17 protein-coding genes and 4 tRNA genes are annotated in these 19720 nt (G+C 39.6%); 10 read left to right on the plus strand and 11 right to left on the minus strand.

Annotation, left to right across the window (positions count from 1 at the left end; translation table 11 throughout):
• Window positions 1-154: 154 nt before the first annotated feature.
• Window positions 155-2386, plus strand: coding sequence for an NADP-dependent isocitrate dehydrogenase (locus tag GYM62_RS20820; protein WP_219957830.1), 2232 nt, complete (start codon window positions 155-157; stop codon window positions 2384-2386).
• A 152-nt stretch (window positions 2387-2538) separates the two neighbouring features.
• Here GYM62_RS20820 and GYM62_RS20825 read toward each other — a convergent pair whose 3' ends face one another.
• Window positions 2539-3237, minus strand: coding sequence for an IS30 family transposase (locus GYM62_RS20825; protein WP_219956729.1), 699 nt, complete (start codon window positions 3235-3237; stop codon window positions 2539-2541).
• On the minus strand, window positions 3150-3548 hold the full coding sequence (locus GYM62_RS20830) for a helix-turn-helix domain-containing protein (protein ID WP_219957831.1): 399 nt from the start codon (window positions 3546-3548) through the stop codon (window positions 3150-3152). Before GYM62_RS20830 ends, GYM62_RS20825 begins: the two co-directional genes overlap by 88 nt.
• Before the next feature lie 142 nt (window positions 3549-3690).
• On the opposite strand from GYM62_RS20830, the gene GYM62_RS20835 reads away from it, so the two are divergent.
• The 4 genes from GYM62_RS20835 to GYM62_RS20850 all read left to right on the plus strand — a co-directional run bounded on the left by GYM62_RS20835 (window position 3691) and on the right by GYM62_RS20850 (window position 8847).
• Window positions 3691-4419, plus strand: coding sequence for a LytTR family DNA-binding domain-containing protein (locus GYM62_RS20835; RefSeq protein ID WP_091655429.1), 729 nt, complete (start codon window positions 3691-3693; stop codon window positions 4417-4419).
• A complete protein-coding gene (locus tag GYM62_RS20840) occupies window positions 4403-7396 on the plus strand; it encodes a histidine kinase (protein WP_219957832.1) in 2994 nt (997 codons plus the stop codon). Before GYM62_RS20835 ends, GYM62_RS20840 begins: the two co-directional genes overlap by 17 nt.
• A gap of 247 nt (window positions 7397-7643) precedes the next feature.
• Complete coding sequence (locus tag GYM62_RS20845) at window positions 7644-8159, plus strand: hypothetical protein (RefSeq protein WP_219957833.1); 516 nt, start codon at window positions 7644-7646, stop codon at window positions 8157-8159.
• Between the two features lie 268 nt (window positions 8160-8427).
• The gene (locus GYM62_RS20850; protein ID WP_219957834.1) at window positions 8428-8847 is read left to right on the plus strand and encodes a hypothetical protein; all 420 of its coding nucleotides are present in this window, start codon (window positions 8428-8430) and stop codon (window positions 8845-8847) included.
• Window positions 8848-9001: 154 nt separating this feature from the next.
• Here GYM62_RS20850 and GYM62_RS20855 read toward each other — a convergent pair whose 3' ends face one another.
• Window positions 9002-9874 (minus strand): serine protease, encoded by an 873-nt coding sequence (locus GYM62_RS20855; RefSeq protein ID WP_219957835.1) that lies wholly within the window; start codon window positions 9872-9874, stop codon window positions 9002-9004.
• Window positions 9875-10126: 252 nt separating this feature from the next.
• On the opposite strand from GYM62_RS20855, the gene gap reads away from it, so the two are divergent.
• Complete coding sequence (gap, locus tag GYM62_RS20860) at window positions 10127-11131, plus strand: type I glyceraldehyde-3-phosphate dehydrogenase (protein ID WP_144602792.1); 1005 nt, start codon at window positions 10127-10129, stop codon at window positions 11129-11131.
• 93 nt (window positions 11132-11224) lie between these two features.
• Window positions 11225-11845, plus strand: coding sequence for an LON peptidase substrate-binding domain-containing protein (locus GYM62_RS20865; protein ID WP_219957836.1), 621 nt, complete (start codon window positions 11225-11227; stop codon window positions 11843-11845).
• Between the two features lie 545 nt (window positions 11846-12390).
• Here the strand turns inward: GYM62_RS20865 and GYM62_RS20870 are convergent.
• From GYM62_RS20870 to GYM62_RS20885, 4 genes are all read right to left on the minus strand, one after another.
• Window positions 12391-12463, minus strand: a tRNA-Lys gene (locus tag GYM62_RS20870).
• Window positions 12464-12500: 37 nt separating this feature from the next.
• A tRNA-Arg gene (locus GYM62_RS20875) sits at window positions 12501-12574 on the minus strand.
• Between the two features lie 12 nt (window positions 12575-12586).
• A tRNA-Pro gene (locus tag GYM62_RS20880) sits at window positions 12587-12660 on the minus strand.
• 279 nt (window positions 12661-12939) lie between these two features.
• A tRNA-Lys gene (locus GYM62_RS20885) sits at window positions 12940-13012 on the minus strand.
• A 185-nt stretch (window positions 13013-13197) separates the two neighbouring features.
• On the opposite strand from GYM62_RS20885, the gene GYM62_RS20890 reads away from it, so the two are divergent.
• Window positions 13198-13866: a hypothetical protein gene (locus tag GYM62_RS20890; RefSeq protein WP_255590457.1), complete on the plus strand. Its 669-nt coding sequence runs from the start codon at window positions 13198-13200 to the stop codon at window positions 13864-13866.
• Window positions 13867-13903: 37 nt separating this feature from the next.
• Here the strand turns inward: GYM62_RS20890 and GYM62_RS20895 are convergent, their stop codons facing one another.
• Genes GYM62_RS20895 through GYM62_RS20910 form a run of 4 tightly spaced genes read right to left on the minus strand, consistent with a single transcriptional unit; the run spans window position 13904 to window position 17346 of the window.
• Complete coding sequence (locus GYM62_RS20895; protein WP_091655418.1) at window positions 13904-14641, minus strand: DUF1080 domain-containing protein; 738 nt, start codon at window positions 14639-14641, stop codon at window positions 13904-13906.
• A gap of 4 nt (window positions 14642-14645) precedes the next feature.
• On the minus strand, window positions 14646-15071 hold the full coding sequence (locus GYM62_RS20900; protein WP_091655417.1) for a c-type cytochrome: 426 nt from the start codon (window positions 15069-15071) through the stop codon (window positions 14646-14648).
• A gap of 24 nt (window positions 15072-15095) precedes the next feature.
• Entirely contained in the window at window positions 15096-16148 is a 1053-nt protein-coding gene (locus tag GYM62_RS20905; RefSeq protein WP_091655416.1) for a sugar phosphate isomerase/epimerase, read from the minus strand.
• 28 nt (window positions 16149-16176) lie between these two features.
• On the minus strand, window positions 16177-17346 hold the full coding sequence (locus GYM62_RS20910; RefSeq protein ID WP_144603917.1) for a Gfo/Idh/MocA family protein: 1170 nt from the start codon (window positions 17344-17346) through the stop codon (window positions 16177-16179).
• A 237-nt stretch (window positions 17347-17583) separates the two neighbouring features.
• Between GYM62_RS20910 and GYM62_RS20915 the strand changes: the two genes are divergently transcribed.
• A complete protein-coding gene (locus GYM62_RS20915; protein ID WP_091655414.1) occupies window positions 17584-18816 on the plus strand; it encodes a nucleoside permease in 1233 nt (410 codons plus the stop codon).
• Window positions 18816-19694, plus strand: coding sequence for a hydroxypyruvate isomerase family protein (locus GYM62_RS20920; protein WP_144603915.1), 879 nt, complete (start codon window positions 18816-18818; stop codon window positions 19692-19694). Before GYM62_RS20915 ends, GYM62_RS20920 begins: the two co-directional genes overlap by 1 nt.
• Window positions 19695-19720: the final 26 nt, after the last annotated feature.

The following is a 19720-nucleotide window of genomic DNA, read 5'->3' on the forward strand; positions in this document are numbered from 1 at the left end:
CACTGACGGGATTTGATGCAAGGATATTTTCCGTATTTTAGCCCCATAATTTTCAGGTCTTTTTTCTCTTTTTTCAAAATTCACCTGTTGGAATTAGAAACTTCAAAGGTTCAGGGAAAAATGACTTTTACACCTATTTCGTATAGTTCTTATCATGAGCAATCAAACCCCAAAAATTCTTTACACATTAACTGACGAGGCACCTGCCTTGGCCACTTATTCTTTATTACCCATAGTGCAGGCATTTACGAAATCTGCTGGAGTGACTGTAGAGACTCGGGATATTTCCCTTTCAGGAAGAATCATCGCAAATTTCCCTGAATATCTTAAGCCTGAGCAGCAAATCAATGACGCATTGACTGAACTGGGTGAAATAGCCAAGACACCTGAGGCTAACATTATAAAACTTCCGAATATTTCTGCATCAGTTCCACAATTGAAAGCGGCAATTAAAGAATTGCAGGCAAAAGGATATGCGCTTCCGGATTATCCTGAGGAACCTAAAACTGAGGAAGAAAAAACGGTTAAACTTAAATACGACAAAATCAAAGGTTCTGCAGTAAACCCGGTATTAAGAGAGGGTAATTCTGACAGGAGAGCCCCTCAAGCTGTAAAAGCATACGCAAAAAAGCATCCTCATAGCATGGGAAAATGGTCTGCAGAGTCCAAATCCCACGTAGACAGTATGACTGAGGGGGATTTTTACGGAAGTGAAAAGTCGGTCACTTTACCCGAAGCAACTGTAGTTACAATTGAGCTTCATGGAGCAGAGGGGCAAAAAGAAATTTTAAAAACAGGCTTAAAAATTCAAGCGGGAGAAATAATCGATGCTTCAACAATGAGCATTGCTGCCTTGAAAGCCTTTTTGAAAAAGGCAAAGCAGGACGCCAAAGAAAAAAGAGTGCTTTTTTCACTTCATATGAAAGCGACCATGATGAAGGTTTCTGATCCCATCATCTTTGGGCATGCAGTAAAGGTTTTCTTTGAACCTGTATTTGCAAAACATGCAGCAGCTCTAGAAGCGGCTGGAGTTGATGTCAATAATGGGTTTGGTGACTTGCTTTCTGCAATTGAAAAACTTCCAGCCGCCGAAAAAGCCGCTATTCTGGCTGATATTGATGCCTGCTATGCGGATAGCCCTGATTTGGCTATGGTGAACTCCGACAAAGGAATAACCAATCTGCATGTACCAAGCGATGTGATTATAGATGCTTCCATGCCAGCAATGATCCGAAGTTCAGGTCAGATGTGGAATAAAGCTGGGAAACTTCAAGATACTAAAGCGGTAATTCCAGACAGAAGCTATGCCGGAGTATATCAGGCTACGATAGATTTCTGTAGAAAGCATGGAGCATTTGATCCTGCTACTATGGGATCTGTTCCTAATGTAGGGCTGATGGCTCAAAAAGCAGAAGAGTATGGATCTCATGATAAGACTTTTGAAATACCTTTCCAGGGAACTGTGAAAGTGGTGACTCAGGAAGGAAAAGAGCTTTTAAGCCATCCGGTAGGGAAAGGAGATATATGGAGAATGTGCCAAACAAAAGATGCCCCTATTCAGGATTGGGTAAAATTGGCTGTAACTAGAGCAAGACTTTCCAATACTCCTGCAGTATTTTGGTTAGATCCTCAAAGAGCTCATGATGCAGAATTGATCAAAAAGGTGAATACCTATTTATTGGATCATGATACGAATGGATTGGAAATTTATATCATGAATCCTGTGGAAGCCACCAATTTCTCCTTATCCCGAATCAAGGAAGGCTTGGATACCATTTCTGTGACTGGAAATGTATTGAGAGATTATTTAACAGACTTATTTCCAATTCTTGAGTTGGGTACCAGTGCAAAAATGTTATCCATCGTACCGTTGATGAACGGAGGAGGTTTGTTCGAAACTGGTGCAGGAGGTTCAGCACCAAAGCACGTCGAGCAATTTACCGAGGAAGGACATTTAAGATGGGATTCTTTGGGTGAGTTTTTGGCTTTGGCTGTTTCTCTAGAGCATTTGGGACAAACATTCAATAATGAAAAGGCGATGTTGCTAGCTGAGACTTTGGATCAGGCAACAGGAAAGTGGTTGGAGAATGATAAGTCTCCGGCAAGGGTTGTTGGAAAGTTGGATAACCGAGGAAGTCATTTCTATTTGGCGCTTTATTGGGCTGAGGCCTTGGCTTCTCAAACAAAAGACCAAGACCTTCAGGCAAAATTCGCTCCTCTAGCCAAATTGCTCCAGAATAAAGCTGACCAGATCGAGTCTGAACTCAATGGGGCTCAAGGAAAGCCAGTAGATATTGGAGGCTACTACAGACCGGATGAATCCAAAGCATCCACGGCCATGAGACCGAGTACCAGTTTCAATGAGCTGTTGAAGCAGTTAAGCTGAACGATATAATAATGAAAGAAAAGCCAGGCAAATTGTCTGGCTTTTTTTGTTTGCTACAAACTAGGAATGCTAATCTGGGGGACGTTTTTGTAGGAATAATATCACTTAAGGAGAAAATTTAGACACTCATATATTGATTGAAATTGCCGTGTTCAACTTATAAGTGCAACACCTAATTTTTGTTTGAGTTTTTGTATTGGACTAAGGTAATTAAACTTTCTAACGGGTCTGTTATTGATTTTAGCCTCGATTGCTTGTATTTGTTCTGTTGAGATTTCATTGAGGTCAGTTTTTTTAGGTAAGAAAGCTCTAATCAATCCTATTCTGTTTTCGACAGTTCCTTTATCCTGCGAAGTATACGGCCGAGTAAAGTAGGTTGGGATATTGTATTTGTCTCGAATCAAGTGATGGTTTGCAAAAGCCATGTCATTATCAAAGGTGATCGATTTGAAAAAGGAAGGCCCAATCCTTTGGATTCGCTTAGCTAATTTCTGTTCAATAGCATCAGCATTCTTACCGGATAATTTCTCCATAGTGGTAATCAGGGTAGCCCTATCTACCAAGACCAGAAGAGCAGACTGGTGGTTCTTACCCATCATCAGATCGACTTCTATATCGCCTATTCGCTCCCTTAGGGCTACAACAGCAGGTCGTTGTTCAATAGGCACTCTTTCCTTTATGATTCCTCTGGAATCTCTGTAATTGCCTCTTTTTCGCTTTCTTTTCCCATGGCGGAGGCATTTATAAAGCTCCCGATCTCTGGTCAATGACCAATGCTTACTTTTCTTGGCTTTCCAAATCCATTGATAAATGGTTTCATGGGACACGCCCGGTTTCCATCCAATTCCCATTTGGCAGCAATCAATTCCGGACTCAGTTTTTCCTCCTTGAGCCAAACTCGAGCTTGTTCCTTTAGCTCAGCCTTGAAACGGATATTCTTGGGTTTAAGCTTATGCCGTTCATCGGTTCTGTTTTGAGCGACACGAGCGACATATTCACCCGCATTGCGCCCGCGTAGACCCGTGTTCCGACGAAGCTCCCGACAAATGGTGCTTTTATGAACTCCTAAAGCTCGGGCAATACCGGTCTGAGTCACCCCTTGTTTGATTAAAATTTCGATTTGGTACCTTTGCTCTGGGCTGAGATGATTGAATTTCTGCATGACAACACTAATTTAATTCTTCAGCCTAAGGAAGGAAGCCTAGGCTTCCTTCCTTAAACCTTTAGTGTTGCACTTATTACTTGAATCTGGGATTTTTTAAATCTTAATTTCAATATTAATTTTTTATTAGAAATATGAGGTTATGATTAAGACCATCCTTGTTGACGACGAAAAGCATGCCCTAGAATCTCTAAGTATTCTATTGGAAATGAATTTTCCGGGAAGATTTGAGATTTTGGCAATGTGTAATTCTGTCGATCAAGCATTGCCAGCTATACAGCAGCATGAACCTGACTTGATTTTTTTGGATATACAAATGCCACAAAAGAATGGCTTTGATTTATTGGAAAAATTTCCTCAGAGAGATTTTGAAGTCATTTTTACTACTGCCCACAAAGAGCATGGGATTGATGCGATCAAAAATGAGGCTTTTGATTACTTGCTCAAACCCATTGATATCGACGAATTACATAAAACAATTTCACGCTTTTTTAAGAAGAATAAGCCAATTGATGAAACTTTACTTCTTATCGAAAAACAATTAAAAAAGCATCAAGTAATTGTCTTAAAATCTCAGGAATTAGATGAATATATCCCTTTAGAAAAGATTCTTTACTTAAAAGCAGAGGGCAATTACACTGAATTCTATTTGGAGGGTGGAGAAAGGAGGCTTATTTCAAAGTCAATAGGGTATTTCGAAAAGCGATTAGAAACCAGCAATCTTTTTGTAAGACTTCATCATTCCATTTTAGCTAATTGTACAAAATTTCAGAAATACGAAAAGAAAGAGGGCTACATGATCCTAAAAAATGGAGATAAAGTCTCAGTGTCTGTCAGAAAGAGCGCTAATCTCAATGAGGGCTTTTATTAAAAAACTCGCGTTTCTTTCATTCCTGTTTTGGTGCGTTTCAATTTCAGGAAATTCCCAGCAAGTACCTTCCTATAATTATACTACAGTTGATGGACTTCCAAACAATGCAATTAGGTCCCTTTTTGTTGACTCTCGAGGGATAGTATGGATTGGAACCGAGAATGGACTTTCCAAATTCGAAAATGGGAGGTTTAAGAATTTTTTTGAAACAGATGGACTTGCATTCAACAGTTGCTGGGCTATCGCAGAGGACAAAAATGGAAATTTATGGTTCGGAAGCTACGGTGGAGGGGTCTCGGTTTTCGATGGAAAAAAATTCCGCGTTTTTACTCAGAAAGATGGATTAGCAGATAATAGGATTAGGCATTTTTATCCTTACGAGGATAAAATGTTGATCGGGACTGAAGACGGGGTGAGTGTGGCGGATTTGCAAACATTCCAAATCACATCTATTCCATCTACTATCCGAGGGAATGATTTGAATTATACTGCTGGATTTTTTGAATATGAGAATAAGATTTTCTACTCGACATATAGAAGTGGAAGCTTTGAGCTTAGGTTGAAAGGAGGAAGTTATGAAGCTGTAAAAGTTAATGATTGGCTTCCCATATATTCTTTTTTTACAAAAGAAAATCAACTATTCTTAAGTGACAAAGGCTCTATTCAGCAGTTGAGTATAGACCAATTTTTAAAAGGGGAAAAACCAACTCAAAGTTTTGGGCAATCTATAGTTTGGGGGCATTTGAATGGAGTAAATCAAGAAGACTATTTGATTGCGGCCAGTTTGTTTTCAAAGGATGGAGGTGTTTTTCTCCTTGATAAAGGGCAAATGAAAGATGTGGGAGAATGGTTGGGTGTAGATTCCAAATTCATCCTTGCTGGTGCTGTCAATCAAAAAAGGAAAATGCTTTATTTAGGGTCTCAGGACAAAGGCCTTTATCAAATCAGGCTGGATGATGTGATTACCTATAATAGCTTTGAAGAGAGGGAAGTAAAAGGAATAGCTGGGGATGGCGATATATTGGCAATTTTAAGTCAAGACGGACTCCAAATTCAAAAAAAGGAAGGAAGCTTTGCCGAGGTTTATTCAAAGGATTTCAAAAAAGTACAATCCGAATTCTATCAGAAGTTTCCCCATAAAATACCTAAACATTTGGATGGATTTTTTGAATTAGATCCAGCTATTCCAGCTGAGGAAATTGAGTATTACGAATTGCATAAAGAAGGGGAATCCTGGTGGGTAAATACCAATGTGGGAATTTTCGAAATGAGTTTGGAAGGTCGAATTCGGACTTATCTACCGGTACATGCATATAGTATAGGTTTCACTCCGGATGGGCTGCTTTTAGAAACCAACCCATATGCTGGTGTAAGAATCTATTCCAATCCTGGAAATTTTGAATACACCTATTTTGAACCCGAGCTTTCCAATACTCCATTGCAGATCGCTAAGGTAGTCAAGGGGGACCAAAGGACTTATCTGGCTTCCGTTTTTCATGGTTTGTACCATTGGGATGGTCAGAGCTTTTTCTCTTATAAAAATGAGGGCCTGTGGAAGGAGTCAAAGTTTAAGACTATGCACTCCTTAGGCAATGGGATTTTGCTTTTGGGGACGGAGTTTGGCGACTTATATCAGGTTCAAGTTCATCCCAAGTTTGAGATTCTTAAAAAATGGCCCAAAGAGGATTTGTTGGGTAGTTCCATTTTATTCATAGAGGAATATAAAGGGGTGATTTTTATAGGTACTGAGCTGGGACTTCATATTCTGGAGGAGGGTGAGCTCAGATTTTGGTCCGAGGAGAAAGGGGTTTTCAATAGGATTTTCAAAACTGCAAAAAGAATTGAGGATAAGCTTTATGTAGGACTAGACGAAGGATATTACATCATCAATTTACCTGAATTGATTGCAAAAGAATACCCGCCTATTGAGTTGGTAATAACGGATCTCAAAATAAATGGAAAGGCCATCGATCAGGAAAATTTTCGATGGTTCGCTTATCAGAATAGCAGGTTGAACCTTGGCGCAGAGGAAAATTCTTTAAGCATCAGATTTCAGCCAAAAGCTAACCTAAGTAATGGAAGATTACGCTACCATTATCGAATCAAGCCTGGAGCTGAATGGACAGAATTCAGCGAGGATGCATTGATCGAATTGCCTTATTTGCCTGCCGGGAGTTACCAATTGGAGGTGCAGGTGCAGGATTTGTTTTCGGGTAAAATCACTTCAAATCAATTATTGAGATTTGATATTGCCAGGCCCTACTATTTGCAATGGTGGTTTTTCCTTTTGATGGCTGTCTTACTTTCCGGGATATTTTTTGTGATATATAAAGTTAGGCTAAATCAAATTAGAAGTGAATCATCGCTAAAGCAACGCATTGTGGAAATCAAGCTGGAGGCTTTACAATCTCAAATGAATCCGCATTTTATTTTTAATGCCATCAATAGTATCCAGTACTACATTCTCAAAAAGGAAACCAAGCAGGCCTTGTCTTATTTAGGTAAGTTCAGTAAGCTGATTCGAAGTACTTTAGATCAAAGCAGTCAGGCTCTTATCACTTTGGAGGATGAAATCAACTATCTCAGACAATATATAGAGGTAGAGAATATCCGTATGGACAATCGGGTGAAGTGGTCCATAGAGGGAGATGCATTAGAGCGAAAGCAAGATCTGAAAATTCCGCCAATGATTATTCAGCCATTGGTGGAGAATGTGTTCAACCATGCTTTTTCAGTAGACCATCCCAATCCAGAGCTATTGGTTCAGTATGAGATCTTATCCAAGAACCAAATTCTTTGCACAGTAAAGGATAATGGAGAAGGTATCAAGGCAAAAAAAGGATCTTCCCATCAATCCAAGGGCATGGAAATGATTCGGGAGAAGCTCAGTTTATTACCTGGCTATACCGAACAAAGTGTAGAGTTTGTATCCAGTAAAAAAGGCACTGAAGTAAGGGTGATTATTTTTTGTGGGTGAAAAGGGGACGGTTGTTAGGTGTTTATTATCAAGTATATATTTTTAAATTTTATTTAAACCGATCAATTTAATTTTATTATTCAAAGTAGTGATTTTAAAATAACTATCCTAAACATAGTAACAGGCCTTCTTCTTAAAAAAAAAGATTCTCAAAAACAACCCGAATTCAAATAAAACTACTTCGATGAAAGAGGATAATTTAAAGTGATATATAAAAAAATTGTAGTCTAAAAATATTAAAATTAAAATGGAATTAATTTCACAAATCCCACCCCTATTCAATGTTTTTATAGGGTTTATATTAGGAGTAGTTGTATTCCTACTTTTTTCATCACACAGATCAAAAAAAGACGGTGCTTATGAAAAGGAAAGAGAAATATTTTATCAAAGTACGAAGGGCGGAGAATATATTCTTAAAAATATACATGAAGAAAAACTTGAAAAAGAATTTTTAAGAGGGATTGAGAAAGGGAAGGAGGATGAGCGCAAAAAATTAACTGTGACAATCACTCCATCTTTAGTGATTGAAGATGGAGTATTTTTTAACACTTTGTATCGAGGGTATTCCGAACAGATAATTTACAATGGGTTTTCAATCGGCGAACCAAGGTATTATCATTTCGAAACTATTGAAAAATTTAAGAAAGAGAATTTTGAATTGATACTCGAAAAAACTATAAACGCGGTTGAAAACATAGCAAATAATTATGCTTCTCATTTTCTAACAACAATAATAAAACCTGAGCTTATAGAACAAAAATAATTATTATGCCTACCCACCTCTGCGAATACTGCGGTACTAAATTCAATTCCATTGTTAACCTGACAAGTTCACCTTGTTTTAGGCATCCTTTGGGGCCAAATAAAGGAAAACATAAGCTTTATGAAGGTTCAGAAAAGGCTGTTTATGATTGTAAATATTGTGGTACAAATAATCGCAGTTTAGCTGTTTTAACTTCACTTCCCTGCTATCGTCATCCTAAAGGATCCAACAAAGGAAATCATGCACCAACTTTATAATCTACATAACCATGTCCAGACCCTATCATCGAGGAGAAATCAACAAAGCTTTTGAAAAAGTGAAGGCCGAGCTTCATGCTCAGGCTATCAAGGAAGGAAACGGTAGAGCATTTTATATTGACAGCTATACAGGCCAGGAACTCTGGGGAGGTGATGCATATGACTATGATCATATCTATCCTTCAGAATTGATCTATTCCCGGTATAAGGACAGGTTGGATGATATGCAAATAGCCCAAATCGTCAATCTTCCTGAAAACATTGCTATAACCACCCGTAGCATTAATCAATCAAAAGGGAAAAAGGATCCGGAACGATGGCTTGAAGAAGAAGAGCAATTCGGAAATGGAGTGGTTAAAGCTGATTTAGTAAAACATGCTATCCAAAAGGCAAAAGCGGCTATTGAACGTATGGCAAGACAATTAACTTGATATAGCCACACTTATTTATAAAAGTATCACACTTATCTATCAAAATGAATCAAAATTAAATTTTCAACTAAACTTGATTATTGTTTGATATTTAAAGGCGTTAAGCAACTTTTCAGGAACGGATCTTTTTCAGGGGTGATAAAAGATCCGTTTTTTATTTTGTCTGAAAAGAGACCTGATTCTTGCTTAAAAACTCCTTGATTACTTTCACATGAATACATTCACCTAGATGTATAAAAGCGTAATCATTGATTTTTTTGGTTTTGCCATGAGCTACTACTTCCTTATCCTCGATATCAAAACCTAGGTGCAAATGCTTCGTTCGGGATTGCATTCCTATAATCCTTCCATCTGGATCAAATAAAGGACCCCCGCTTTGACCTCTCAGACCCGGAGTGCTCATTTCTATCCCATAAACCTGCCCTTTATTATCTCCTAAAAACCGGGTAATCATGCCTTCTATTGGGAATCGGGGAGATCGTGCATTTCCTTCATTGGTCCAAACCAAAGTCTGGGATTGTGCATCAAATTTGAAATTTGAAAATTCCGGAAATGGAAAGCCCAGACGACAGAGCATGGCACCCTGCTGAACAGCGCTCTCATCTTCCATGAAATAAGGGAAGTTTTTTACTAATAGGTTGCCGACTCCCTCAAACTTGATCAAAGCCAAATCATAGTCTGGATGAAGAATAAACTTCAGGTTATTCATGGAATCCACACAGTCCACAAAAGTGATTCTCATTTCTGAAGCTTTATCAGGACCAAGTCCCAAGTTTTGAGCTAGCTTGTTTTGTTGCTTCCCACTCATTCCTTGGCTCTGCTGAAGAAAGGAGGTATAGTTTCTGTTTATCTGATCAGCTTGGGAAAGCCATTGAGCAACATGCTTACAGGTAAGTGCCCAGCCTTCTGAATTGACAAAAAACAGGGTGGCAGATCCACGATTAACCTGTGTCCCTCCAAAATTTCTGGAAATGGAGTGTATAGCCCGGGTGTAGCCTGCAACTTCATTGATGGCATTTACAAACATTTGATTTTTGCTTGGTCATTTTTAAAGTACTTAAAAGCTCACTTAAAAAACTAATCTTTAAAAGAATTTGAATTTTCATTTTTCGAAATCGTTTGAAAACAGGGAATTTAAAATCATCCATATCTTGCTGGATATTGCGTTTGGGCTAGCCGAAAAATTGTAATAACTTAGCCAACCCAGAAGTTTTTTAGCCAAAAGTGGCTGGTTCCGGGAAGATTTAGGAATCAAACCTATACAATAATCAAAATAATTATGAGCAAAATTAAAGTAGGAATTAACGGATTCGGAAGAATCGGTCGTCTTGCCTTTAGAGTGGCACAAGAAAGAGATGATATTCAAGTTGTGGGGATCAACGATTTGATCGACGTGGACTACATGGCTTACATGTTGAAGTACGATTCCACTCATGGCAGATTTAAAGGTACTGTGGAAGTAAAAGATGGTCAATTGATCGTAAATGGAAACGCTATCCGTGTGACCTCCGAAAAGAGTCCTGCTAACCTTAAATGGGGTGAAATCGGTGCAGATTATGTAATTGAGTCTACAGGTATATTCTTGACAAAAGAGACCGCTCAGGGCCACATCGACGCAGGAGCTAAAAAGGTGATTATGTCAGCCCCTTCAAAAGATGACACCCCAATGTTTGTAATGGGTGTTAATGAAGATAGCTACACAGATGATATGGTGTTTGTATCCAATGCATCTTGTACTACTAACTGTCTTGCTCCAATTGCCAAAGTATTGAATGATAACTGGGGAATTGAAGAAGGATTAATGACAACTGTGCACGCTACTACTGCTACTCAAAAAACGGTAGATGGTCCATCCGCTAAGGATTGGAGAGGTGGAAGAGGAGCTGGTCAAAACATCATCCCATCTTCTACAGGAGCTGCTAAAGCTGTTGGTAAAGTAATTCCTGAATTGAATGGTAAGTTGACAGGAATGGCATTTAGAGTTCCTACTCCGGATGTATCTGTAGTTGACTTGACTGTACGATTGAAGAAGCCTGCCAAGTATGCGGAAATTTGTGCTAAAATGAAAGAGGTTTCCGAAACTACCATGAAAGGTGTCTTAGGTTATACTGAGGATGCAGTAGTTTCTAATGACTTCATTGGAGATCCAAGAACTTCCATTTTTGATGCTGAGGCTGGAATTCAGCTTTCAGATACTTTTGTTAAAGTGGTTTCTTGGTACGATAATGAGTGGGGCTACTCAAATAAGGTAGTTGACCTACTGACGTTCATTGCAAAGAAATAAACCTCAAGGCCCCGAAAAATTCGGGGCTTTTTTTTGATGAAGCCGAAATAACTAAATCCCCGTATATATGGTTACCATCTAAAATTCAAAAAGATGTACCTTCGATTATTTCCACTTAAACTAGTAGCTTTCCCAGAGGAGAAATTGAATCTCCATATTTTTGAGCCTAGATATAGGCAGCTATTGAATGATGTGGAAAAGGAAGAAATCACTTTCGGCGTTTGTTCCTTCTTCGATAAATTGACCGGGTTTGGCACTGAGGTGAAGCTGGAGCGAATATATCAGCGCTATGAAAATGGAAGGTTGGATATTATGACCAAAGGCCTGAGGGCTTTTAAAATCCTGAATTTTGACAATCCCATGAAGGGTAAGCTCTATGCTGGAGGAGAGGTTGAGTTTTTGCCCAATAATCCGGTGGTGACAGATGCTCTGAATTTTGAGTTTCTCTTTTATCTTAAGGAGATTTTATACCTCTTGAACTACCCTCATGAAATCAATGAAAAAGAAGTTACATCCTTTACTTATGCCCATAAAGTCGGCTTAAAGTTGGAAGAAGAATTGGAATTACTTCAGTTGACAAGTGAAGAAGATAGGATGCGTTATATGATCAGTCATTTTAAAAGAATGATACCGGTTATCAAGGCAGTAGAACAAGCGAGGGAAAAAATCAAACAAAATGGTCACTTCAAGCATCTGGATCCATTGAATTTTTAGGTAGATATTTGAGTGTGATTTTGGGAGAATCAGTATTTAAAGAGGCTATCTCAGAATTAGCTCTAGTGTCAGCCTGAGCGCCTGCCTGACGTCAGGCAGGGAGCCGAAGGCCATTTCTATCGATGTGGCCTACATTTCGCCTTCGCTCAATGTGACAAATTGCACTTTTGAGACAGCCTCTTTTTCGAATCATATAGAGCCATCTATCCAAGTTGAATTACTCCTTTCGCCCAGGAAAAACTTCTCGACCTACCAAGCTTTGTGGAGTGGTTTATAAAACAAAAAAAGCAGACCATTTCTAGCCTGCTTTTGTGATCCCTCTGGGGCTTCCTGATTTCGCTCTGCTCATCGGGATAAACTTCTCGCCCTACCAAGCTTTGTGGAGTGGTTTATAAAACAAAAAAGCAGACCATTTCTAGCCTGCTTTTGTGATCCCGTTGGGGCTTCCCGATTTCGCTCTGCTCATCGGGATAAACTTCTCGCCATCCAAGCTTTGTGGAATGATTTATAAAACAAAAAAGCAGACTATTTCTAGCCTGCTTTTGTGATCCCGCTGGGGCTCGAACCCAGGACCCTAACATTAAAAGTGTTATGCTCTACCAGCTGAGCTACGGAATCAAAGAAAAAGCGGAACGTAATTCCGCTTGCGATAAAGTGATCCTGTCAGGACTCGAACCTGAAACCTACTGCTTAGAAGGCAGTTGCTCTATCCAGTTGAGCTACAGGACCTGGATAAATAAGTCGGGGTGGCAGGATTCGAACCTACGACCTCCACATCCCAAATGTGGCGCGATACCGGGCTACGCTACACCCCGAAGACTTTGATAACTCTATCCTTTCAAATTGAAGTTGCGAAATTAGAATTATTTCGCTTCTCCACAAACTCTCAAGTAAATCCTTGAAAAACTTTCTTTTTAACTTCTTGCAAGTTAATTTTTTGTGATCCCGCTGGGGCTTCCCGATATCACTCCGTTCATCGGGATAAACTTCTCGCCCTGTAGGAGAATCAATTTACTGTGATCCCGCTGGGGCTTTCCGATTTCGCTTCGCTCATCAGAATAAACTTCTCGCCCTACATGAGAATCAATTTTTTGTGATCCCGCTGGGGCTCGAACCCAGGACCCTAACATTAAAAGTGTTATGCTCTACCAGCTGAGCTACGGAATCATTAGTGAGATTTGACGTTTTTTAACGCTTTTTTCTCTGTTTTTATCTTTTCAAATCGACTACCTAACCTTGCTTTTTGTTAGATCATTGCCGTAATTGGACTGCAAATTTATGACTCTGATTTATAAATGCCAAACTCAAAATCAATCTTTCTCGCAAAACTTTTATTATTTTTCACAATACTCTTGCAAAGTATTCATTGTCAGGCTAATGTAAATGACCTTCAAAAAGCAGATTCTTTGTTTGAGCTTCGAAGTTACAAGGAAGCCATGGAAATTTATGTTCCAAACTATCAATCCGGGCTTTATTCTCCTTCAATGCTTCTGAAAATGGCCTTCATTGCAGAAGGTATGGGAGATAAAGAGCAGGCTACACTTTACTTGAGCAAGTATTACGATCAAAGCCCAAATTCACAGACTATTTCTAAAATCAAGAGTCTGACCGGTCAAACTACTTTATATGGTTATGAAGTAAGTGATGGGGGGCGTTTCCTCTTATTTCTGGTGGATTACAAGGAGATCATTGTGGGGCTTCTTTCCTTATTCTTGGTTTTCTCTATGATTACTACCTGGTGGACCGGACGAAAAGAAGAAAAATCTACTTCTTATTGGCCTACAGTTTTGTTGATTTGCTCCATATTCCTTGTAAATAATTTCTTGAAAGGCCCTTCAACTGGCTTAATTACCCATAGCCCTACATTCATCGTGTCTAAGCCTACTGCTGGTGGAGAATTAGTGGATCAAGTTGAACCCGGTCACCGGATTAAAATCAAGTCCAGTAAGGATATCTGGTATGAAATTGAGTGGAAAGACAAAATAGCTTACATCAAAAAAGAACATACGACCAGGTTATAAAAATAAAGGCCTCTAAATCAATTAGAGGCCTTATTTCTTAGAGCTTTTTCAACATGATATTTCGATAATGAACCACATCACCGTGATCCTGAAGAGCTATTCTGCCTTTTTTGTACTTGCCGAAGCCAGGCATGTCTTTAAACTTGCTGTCTGCAATCAAGGCTTCCCATTCAGGAGTCCACATAGTTGTTTCTACCACATTCACTCCATTTAGAACCAAAGTAAGATTTCCGTTATCAGCAATAATTTCAGCTTGATTCCATTCTCCAGCTGGTTTTACCGTTTCCTCCTTACTCACTATTAAGTCATAAAGGTCGCCTGCTCTATGGCTGATGATCTTAGCGTCAGGATGGCCTTCATTATCCAAAACCTGCATCTCAGGGCCTGTCTGCCAGCAGTAGTCGTATTCTGGAGATTCATGCACGAAGAAAATGACCCCGCTATTTCCATTTGGAGCAATCTTCCATTCGTATTTCAGGTGAAAATTCTCAAATTCTTCGTCAGTAACGATATCTCCCCCGTCTCCTGTTTGCCATCCGTCTTTATTAGCAGCGTCCAAATAAAGAGTTCCATCTGCTACTTTCCAGGCTTTTCCTACTTCACCACCACCATACTTATGCCAGCCACTGAAGGTTTGTCCGTCAAATAGACTGATCCACTCTTCAGCAGGTGCTTCAGCTACAACTTCTGTATTTTCGGTTTCTTCTGTTTTTTGACCAGAACAGCCGATCATTAGACCGGCTGCCAAAGTCATTATCCAATAACTTTTCTTCATTTTCTTATTTTTTCAAAAGCAAAACATATCTCACCATATCCTTGGCATCTTCCTCACTCAATCCTGGATGCGCTGGCATTGGTACCTCTCCCCAATTTCCAACACCACCATTGATGACTTTCTGAGCAAGCATAGCTACATTTTCTTCGGTGCTTTCATATTTTGCCGCTACATCTGCGTAAGATGGCCCTACAATTTTTCTTTCCACCATGTGGCAAGACTGACAGTCGGAAGCCTTAATTTTCTCCAAGCCTTTGATGTATATAGGATCATCTTGGTATTTTTCTTCTAAACTGATCTCTTTCGCTGGCTCTGGTGCAGCAGCTGTTTCGGTGGCTGCGCTCTCAGAGGATTTTTCTCCCCCTCCACAAGCAAAGGCTAATCCTGCCAATGCCAACATTCCAAGGCTTAATGGTTTTGTAATTTTCATGTTAAATTGATTAAATATGGTTTTCTAAATTCCTAAAATCTTTTTGTTGAAGGATTCATCTGCTCCAGTGCCGGCAAAATCATCAAAAGCCTTCTCTGTAACTCGAATAATATGAGCATCAATAAATGGAGCGCCTTCAGCTGCACCTTGCTCAGGATGCTTGATTGCACATTCCCATTCTAATACTGCCCATCCATCAAAATCGTATTGCGAAAGTTTGCTAAAAATTCCGCCAAAATCAACCTGTCCATCACCTAAAGATCTGAATCTTCCAGCTCTTTCTACCCATCCTTGGAAACCTCCATAGACACCTTGTTTTCCGGTAGGGTTAAATTCGGCATCTTTTACGTGAAACATTTTGATTCTATCATGATAGAAATCAATAAACTGCAAATAGTCCAAGCACTGTAATACAAAATGGCTTGGATCATAAAGGATATTTGCTCTCTTGTGGTTATTGACTTTTTCCAAAAACATTTCAAAAGTAATTCCATCATGCAAATCCTCTCCTGGGTGCAATTCATAACAGACATCCACCCCATATTTGTCAAATTCATCCAGGATAGGAGTCCATCTTTTTGCAAGTTCCGTGAATCCAGTGTCTACTAGTCCCGCTGGTCTTTGGGGCCAAGGGTAAACAGTGTGCCACATCAATGCGCCAGAGAAGGTGGCATGCGCAGTCAATCCAAGGTTGTGAGAGGCCTTAGCAGCATATTTTAACTGCTGGGTAGCCCATTCAGTTTTTCCTTTAAGATCTCCTTTGAGATTGGCAGGAGCAAAGCCATCGAATAATTCATTGTAAGCTGGATGAACAGCTACAAGCTGTCCTTGAAGATGGGTAGAAAGCTCGGTGATTACCAAGCCGGCTTCTTCTACGGTACCGGCAACTTCATCTGCATAAGTTTTACTTTCAGCTGCCTTTTGAAGGTCTATCATTCGAGCGTCCCATGATGGAATCTGAACACCTTTATATCCCAGATCTGCCATGTAATGACAGATGTTTTTCAGGTTATTAAAAGGAGCTTTGTCATCAGCAAACTGTGCAAGAAAAATTGCAGGTCCTTTGATCGTTTTCATTTTTATAAAGGTTTTTTAGGTTATGAGTTTACTTTTCTACTATAAATGGAGTCCATTTGGTTTCTGATTGGGTGCTTGCCAATACATGGTCAATGAATGCCATTCCTCGGATTCCATCTTCAATTCCTGGATAATCTTCCCATTCTGCTTTAGGAGTTTGTCCTGCTCTTTCAGCGTAGATACATCTTGCGAAATTCCTGTACAAATTTGCAAATGCTTCTACATAGCCTTCAGGGTGTCCTGCGGGAGTTCTGGTGTTTTCCTGAGCCAATGAACCCAAATACCCAGTTCCTGCTCGGAAAATCTGAGCTGGTTGATTAGGGTATCTAACAATCAGGCTGTTATTATCCTCTTGCTGCCACTCTATTCCTCCCTTGTCTCCAAATACACGGATTTTAAGATTATTTTCTAAACCAGTATCTGTTTGTGAGGCCATCAAGACTCCTGAGGCTCCATTATCAAAACGCATGAGTACCACGCCGTCATCATCAATAGGTCTTCCTTTTACTTTGATATACAGATCTGCACATAGCTTTTCCATTTTCAAGCCTGAAACATACTCTGCTAAGTGGAAAGCATGGGTTCCAATATCTCCCATGCAGCCTGCCAAACCATTTCTTTTAGGGTCTGTTCTCCATTCTGCCTGCTTGTTATCTTCAGTTTCCAGTAGTTTGTAGAGCCATCCCTGAGGATATTCCACATATACTTTCCAGACTTTGCCGATTTTACCCTCTTCGATCATTTGCTTTGCCTGCTTAATCATAGGATATCCCGAATAGGTATGCGTTAAGAGGAATCTTTTGCTGCTGGATTTTACCACATGATATAACTCTTTTGCTTCTTGGTAATTCAGCGTGAGAGGTTTGTCCAATACAACATGAAAGCCTGCTTTAATGGCTTTCACGCATGGGTCAAAGTGTACATTATTAGGGGTAACGATGACGATCACATCGATTCTTTTCTCTTCAGGAAGCTGTAATTCCTTTTCGATCATTTCATCATAGCTTCCATAAACTCTGCTAGGATCTAGCATCAGTTCTTCACCTCTTTGCTGGGATTTCTCCGGATTGGAAGAAAAAGCTCCGGCGGCTAATTCAAAAAGACCATCCATCAGAGCGCCATTTAGGTGGATTGCTCCAATGAAAGAGCCGGGTCCGCCTCCGATTAAACCGATCTTGAGTTTCTTGTTAGTTGACATAGGTCAGGTGTAGGTTTTCAGGTTATTTTTCTTGAAATAATTGATTCTAGTGCAAAAAATCCTCACATCTTAGACCGAATTAGAGGATTAATTGATCAGTAGTTGCATCAAGTTATGAGTGGCTTTGCCAAAACTTTTAATCGCCTTATTTCACAAAGTCAAAGGACTTGCTTAAAATACGGTAAAAAGCCCAAATTCTAAACAATCCTCCCAATTTCCATCTAAATCCCCCAGTATATGGCAGCTTTGATTAAAGTTCGATTGTCCTTGATGATGTTTCTCGAGTTTTTTGTCTGGGGGTCTTGGTATGTTACAATGGGGACATTTTTAGGAGCGAATCTAGGTGCTAGAGACCAGGAGATTTCTTTGGCATTTTCCACTCAATCCTTTGGGGCCATCATTGCCCCTTTTGTAGTGGGGTTAATAGCTGACAGGTATTTCCATGCGCAGAGAATTTTGGGCGTTATTCATTTGATAGGTGCTGTCCTGATGTATTTCCTATACCAAAGCCAAGATTTTAGCGAGTTTTTTCCAATTCTATTAGCCTACATGATTTTATTCATGCCTACTCTGGCTTTGGTCAATTCCATTTCATTCAACCAAATGCTGAATCCGGCTAAAGAATTTTCCGTGATCCGCGTTTGGGGGACTATTGGATGGATAGCTGCAGGCATTTTAATTTCTGCTTTCGCCTGGGATAGTCAGGCCGGATTGGTTGATGGTTTACTGAAAAATACCTGGTTGATGGCGGCAATAGTTTCGCTGATTTTGGGGATTTTCAGTTTTACACTCCCTCATACTCCTCCTAAAGCAAAAACAGAGGGGGATTTCAAACTTTCAGAAGTTTTGGGATTGGATGCATTATCCTTACTGAAGGATAGAAATTTTGCCATATTTTTTCTTTCCTCCATCTTAATTTGTATCCCATTGGCATTTTATTATCAAAATGCCAGCCCTTTTCTAACAGAAATAGGAGTAGAAAACTCAACAGGAAAAATGACAATAGGTCAGATTTCCGAGGTCTTATTCATGCTAGCCCTTCCCATTTTCTTCTCTAGATTCGGAATTAAAAAGACATTAATTGTAGCTATGTTAGCCTGGGCATTGAGGTATGTTTTCTTTGCTTTTGGAAATGCGGATGAGGGCGTTTGGATGCTTTTGGTGGGAATAGCTCTTCATGGTGTTTGTTATGACTTCTTTTTTGTCAGTGGACAGATTTACACCGATGCTCATGCAGGGGAAAAATTCAAATCTTCTGCTCAGGGATTGATTACTTTAGCTACTTATGGAGTTGGGATGCTTATTGGCTTTTGGGCGGCAGGCATCATATCCGATTTTTACCTTTTATCAGAAGGAAATCATGATTGGAAGTCTATTTGGTTAATTCCTTCTGGTATTTCAGTTCTGGTTTTACTATTTTTCATGTTCCTTTTTAAGGATGAAAAAATTAAACCTCAAAATAACCTCTAATGTCCAAACCTATTAATCCCGGAAGAAGGGAAAGCTTTAAGAAAGTTTTGTTGGGAGGTGCTGCATTGGGCACTCTCAGTTCCTTCGAATTTAATGAAAAGAAAAATCTCCCTCTGAAAGGAAATATCAACCATGGAGTTTGTCTTTGGTCTATGAGGCCGTTGACTCTGGAGGAGCTTTGTGTTGGAGCAAAAAGCTTAGGCATTAAAGGAATAGATATCATTGGACCATCTACTTGGGATACCCTTAAAAAATACGACTTGGAATGCTCCATGTGTAATGGGGCAGAGATAAGCATTGCTGATGGCTGGAACGATCCGAAGTTTCATGATCAATTGGTGAAAAATTATCTAGAGATCATTCCTATAGTAGCTAAGTATGGGTTCAAAAACCTAATAGCCTTTTCTGGAAATAGAAGAGGTATGGATGATGAGACAGGGTTGGAAAATTGTGTCACTGGCCTAAAAAAGGTTTTGGCAGAAGCCGAAAAGCATGGGGTAATCATTCAGATGGAATTATTGAATAGCAAAGTGGACCATAAAGATTATATGTGTGATAAATCCCCCTGGGGAGTTGAGCTTTGCAAAAGGTTGGATAGCGAGAACTTTAAATTGCTGTATGATATCTATCATATGCAAATAGATGAAGGAGATGTTATAAGGACCATTCGCAACAACCACCAATACTTTGGTCATTATCATACAGCCGGAAATCCAGGAAGGAATGAGTTGGATGAAAATCAGGAGATTTATTATCCGGCAATTATGAAGGCTATCGTGGAAACAGGCTACAAAGGCTTTGTTTCACATGAATTTATCCCAAAATCAGAAGATAAACTTGCTGCGCTTGGCCAGGCGGTGCAGGTCTGTGATGTATAAAATTAATAAACCAAAAAACCATATTT

It is taken from the genome of Algoriphagus sp. NBT04N3 (genome assembly GCF_019443765.1).
GTDB classification, from domain to species: Bacteria; Bacteroidota; Bacteroidia; order Cytophagales; family Cyclobacteriaceae; genus Algoriphagus; species Algoriphagus ornithinivorans.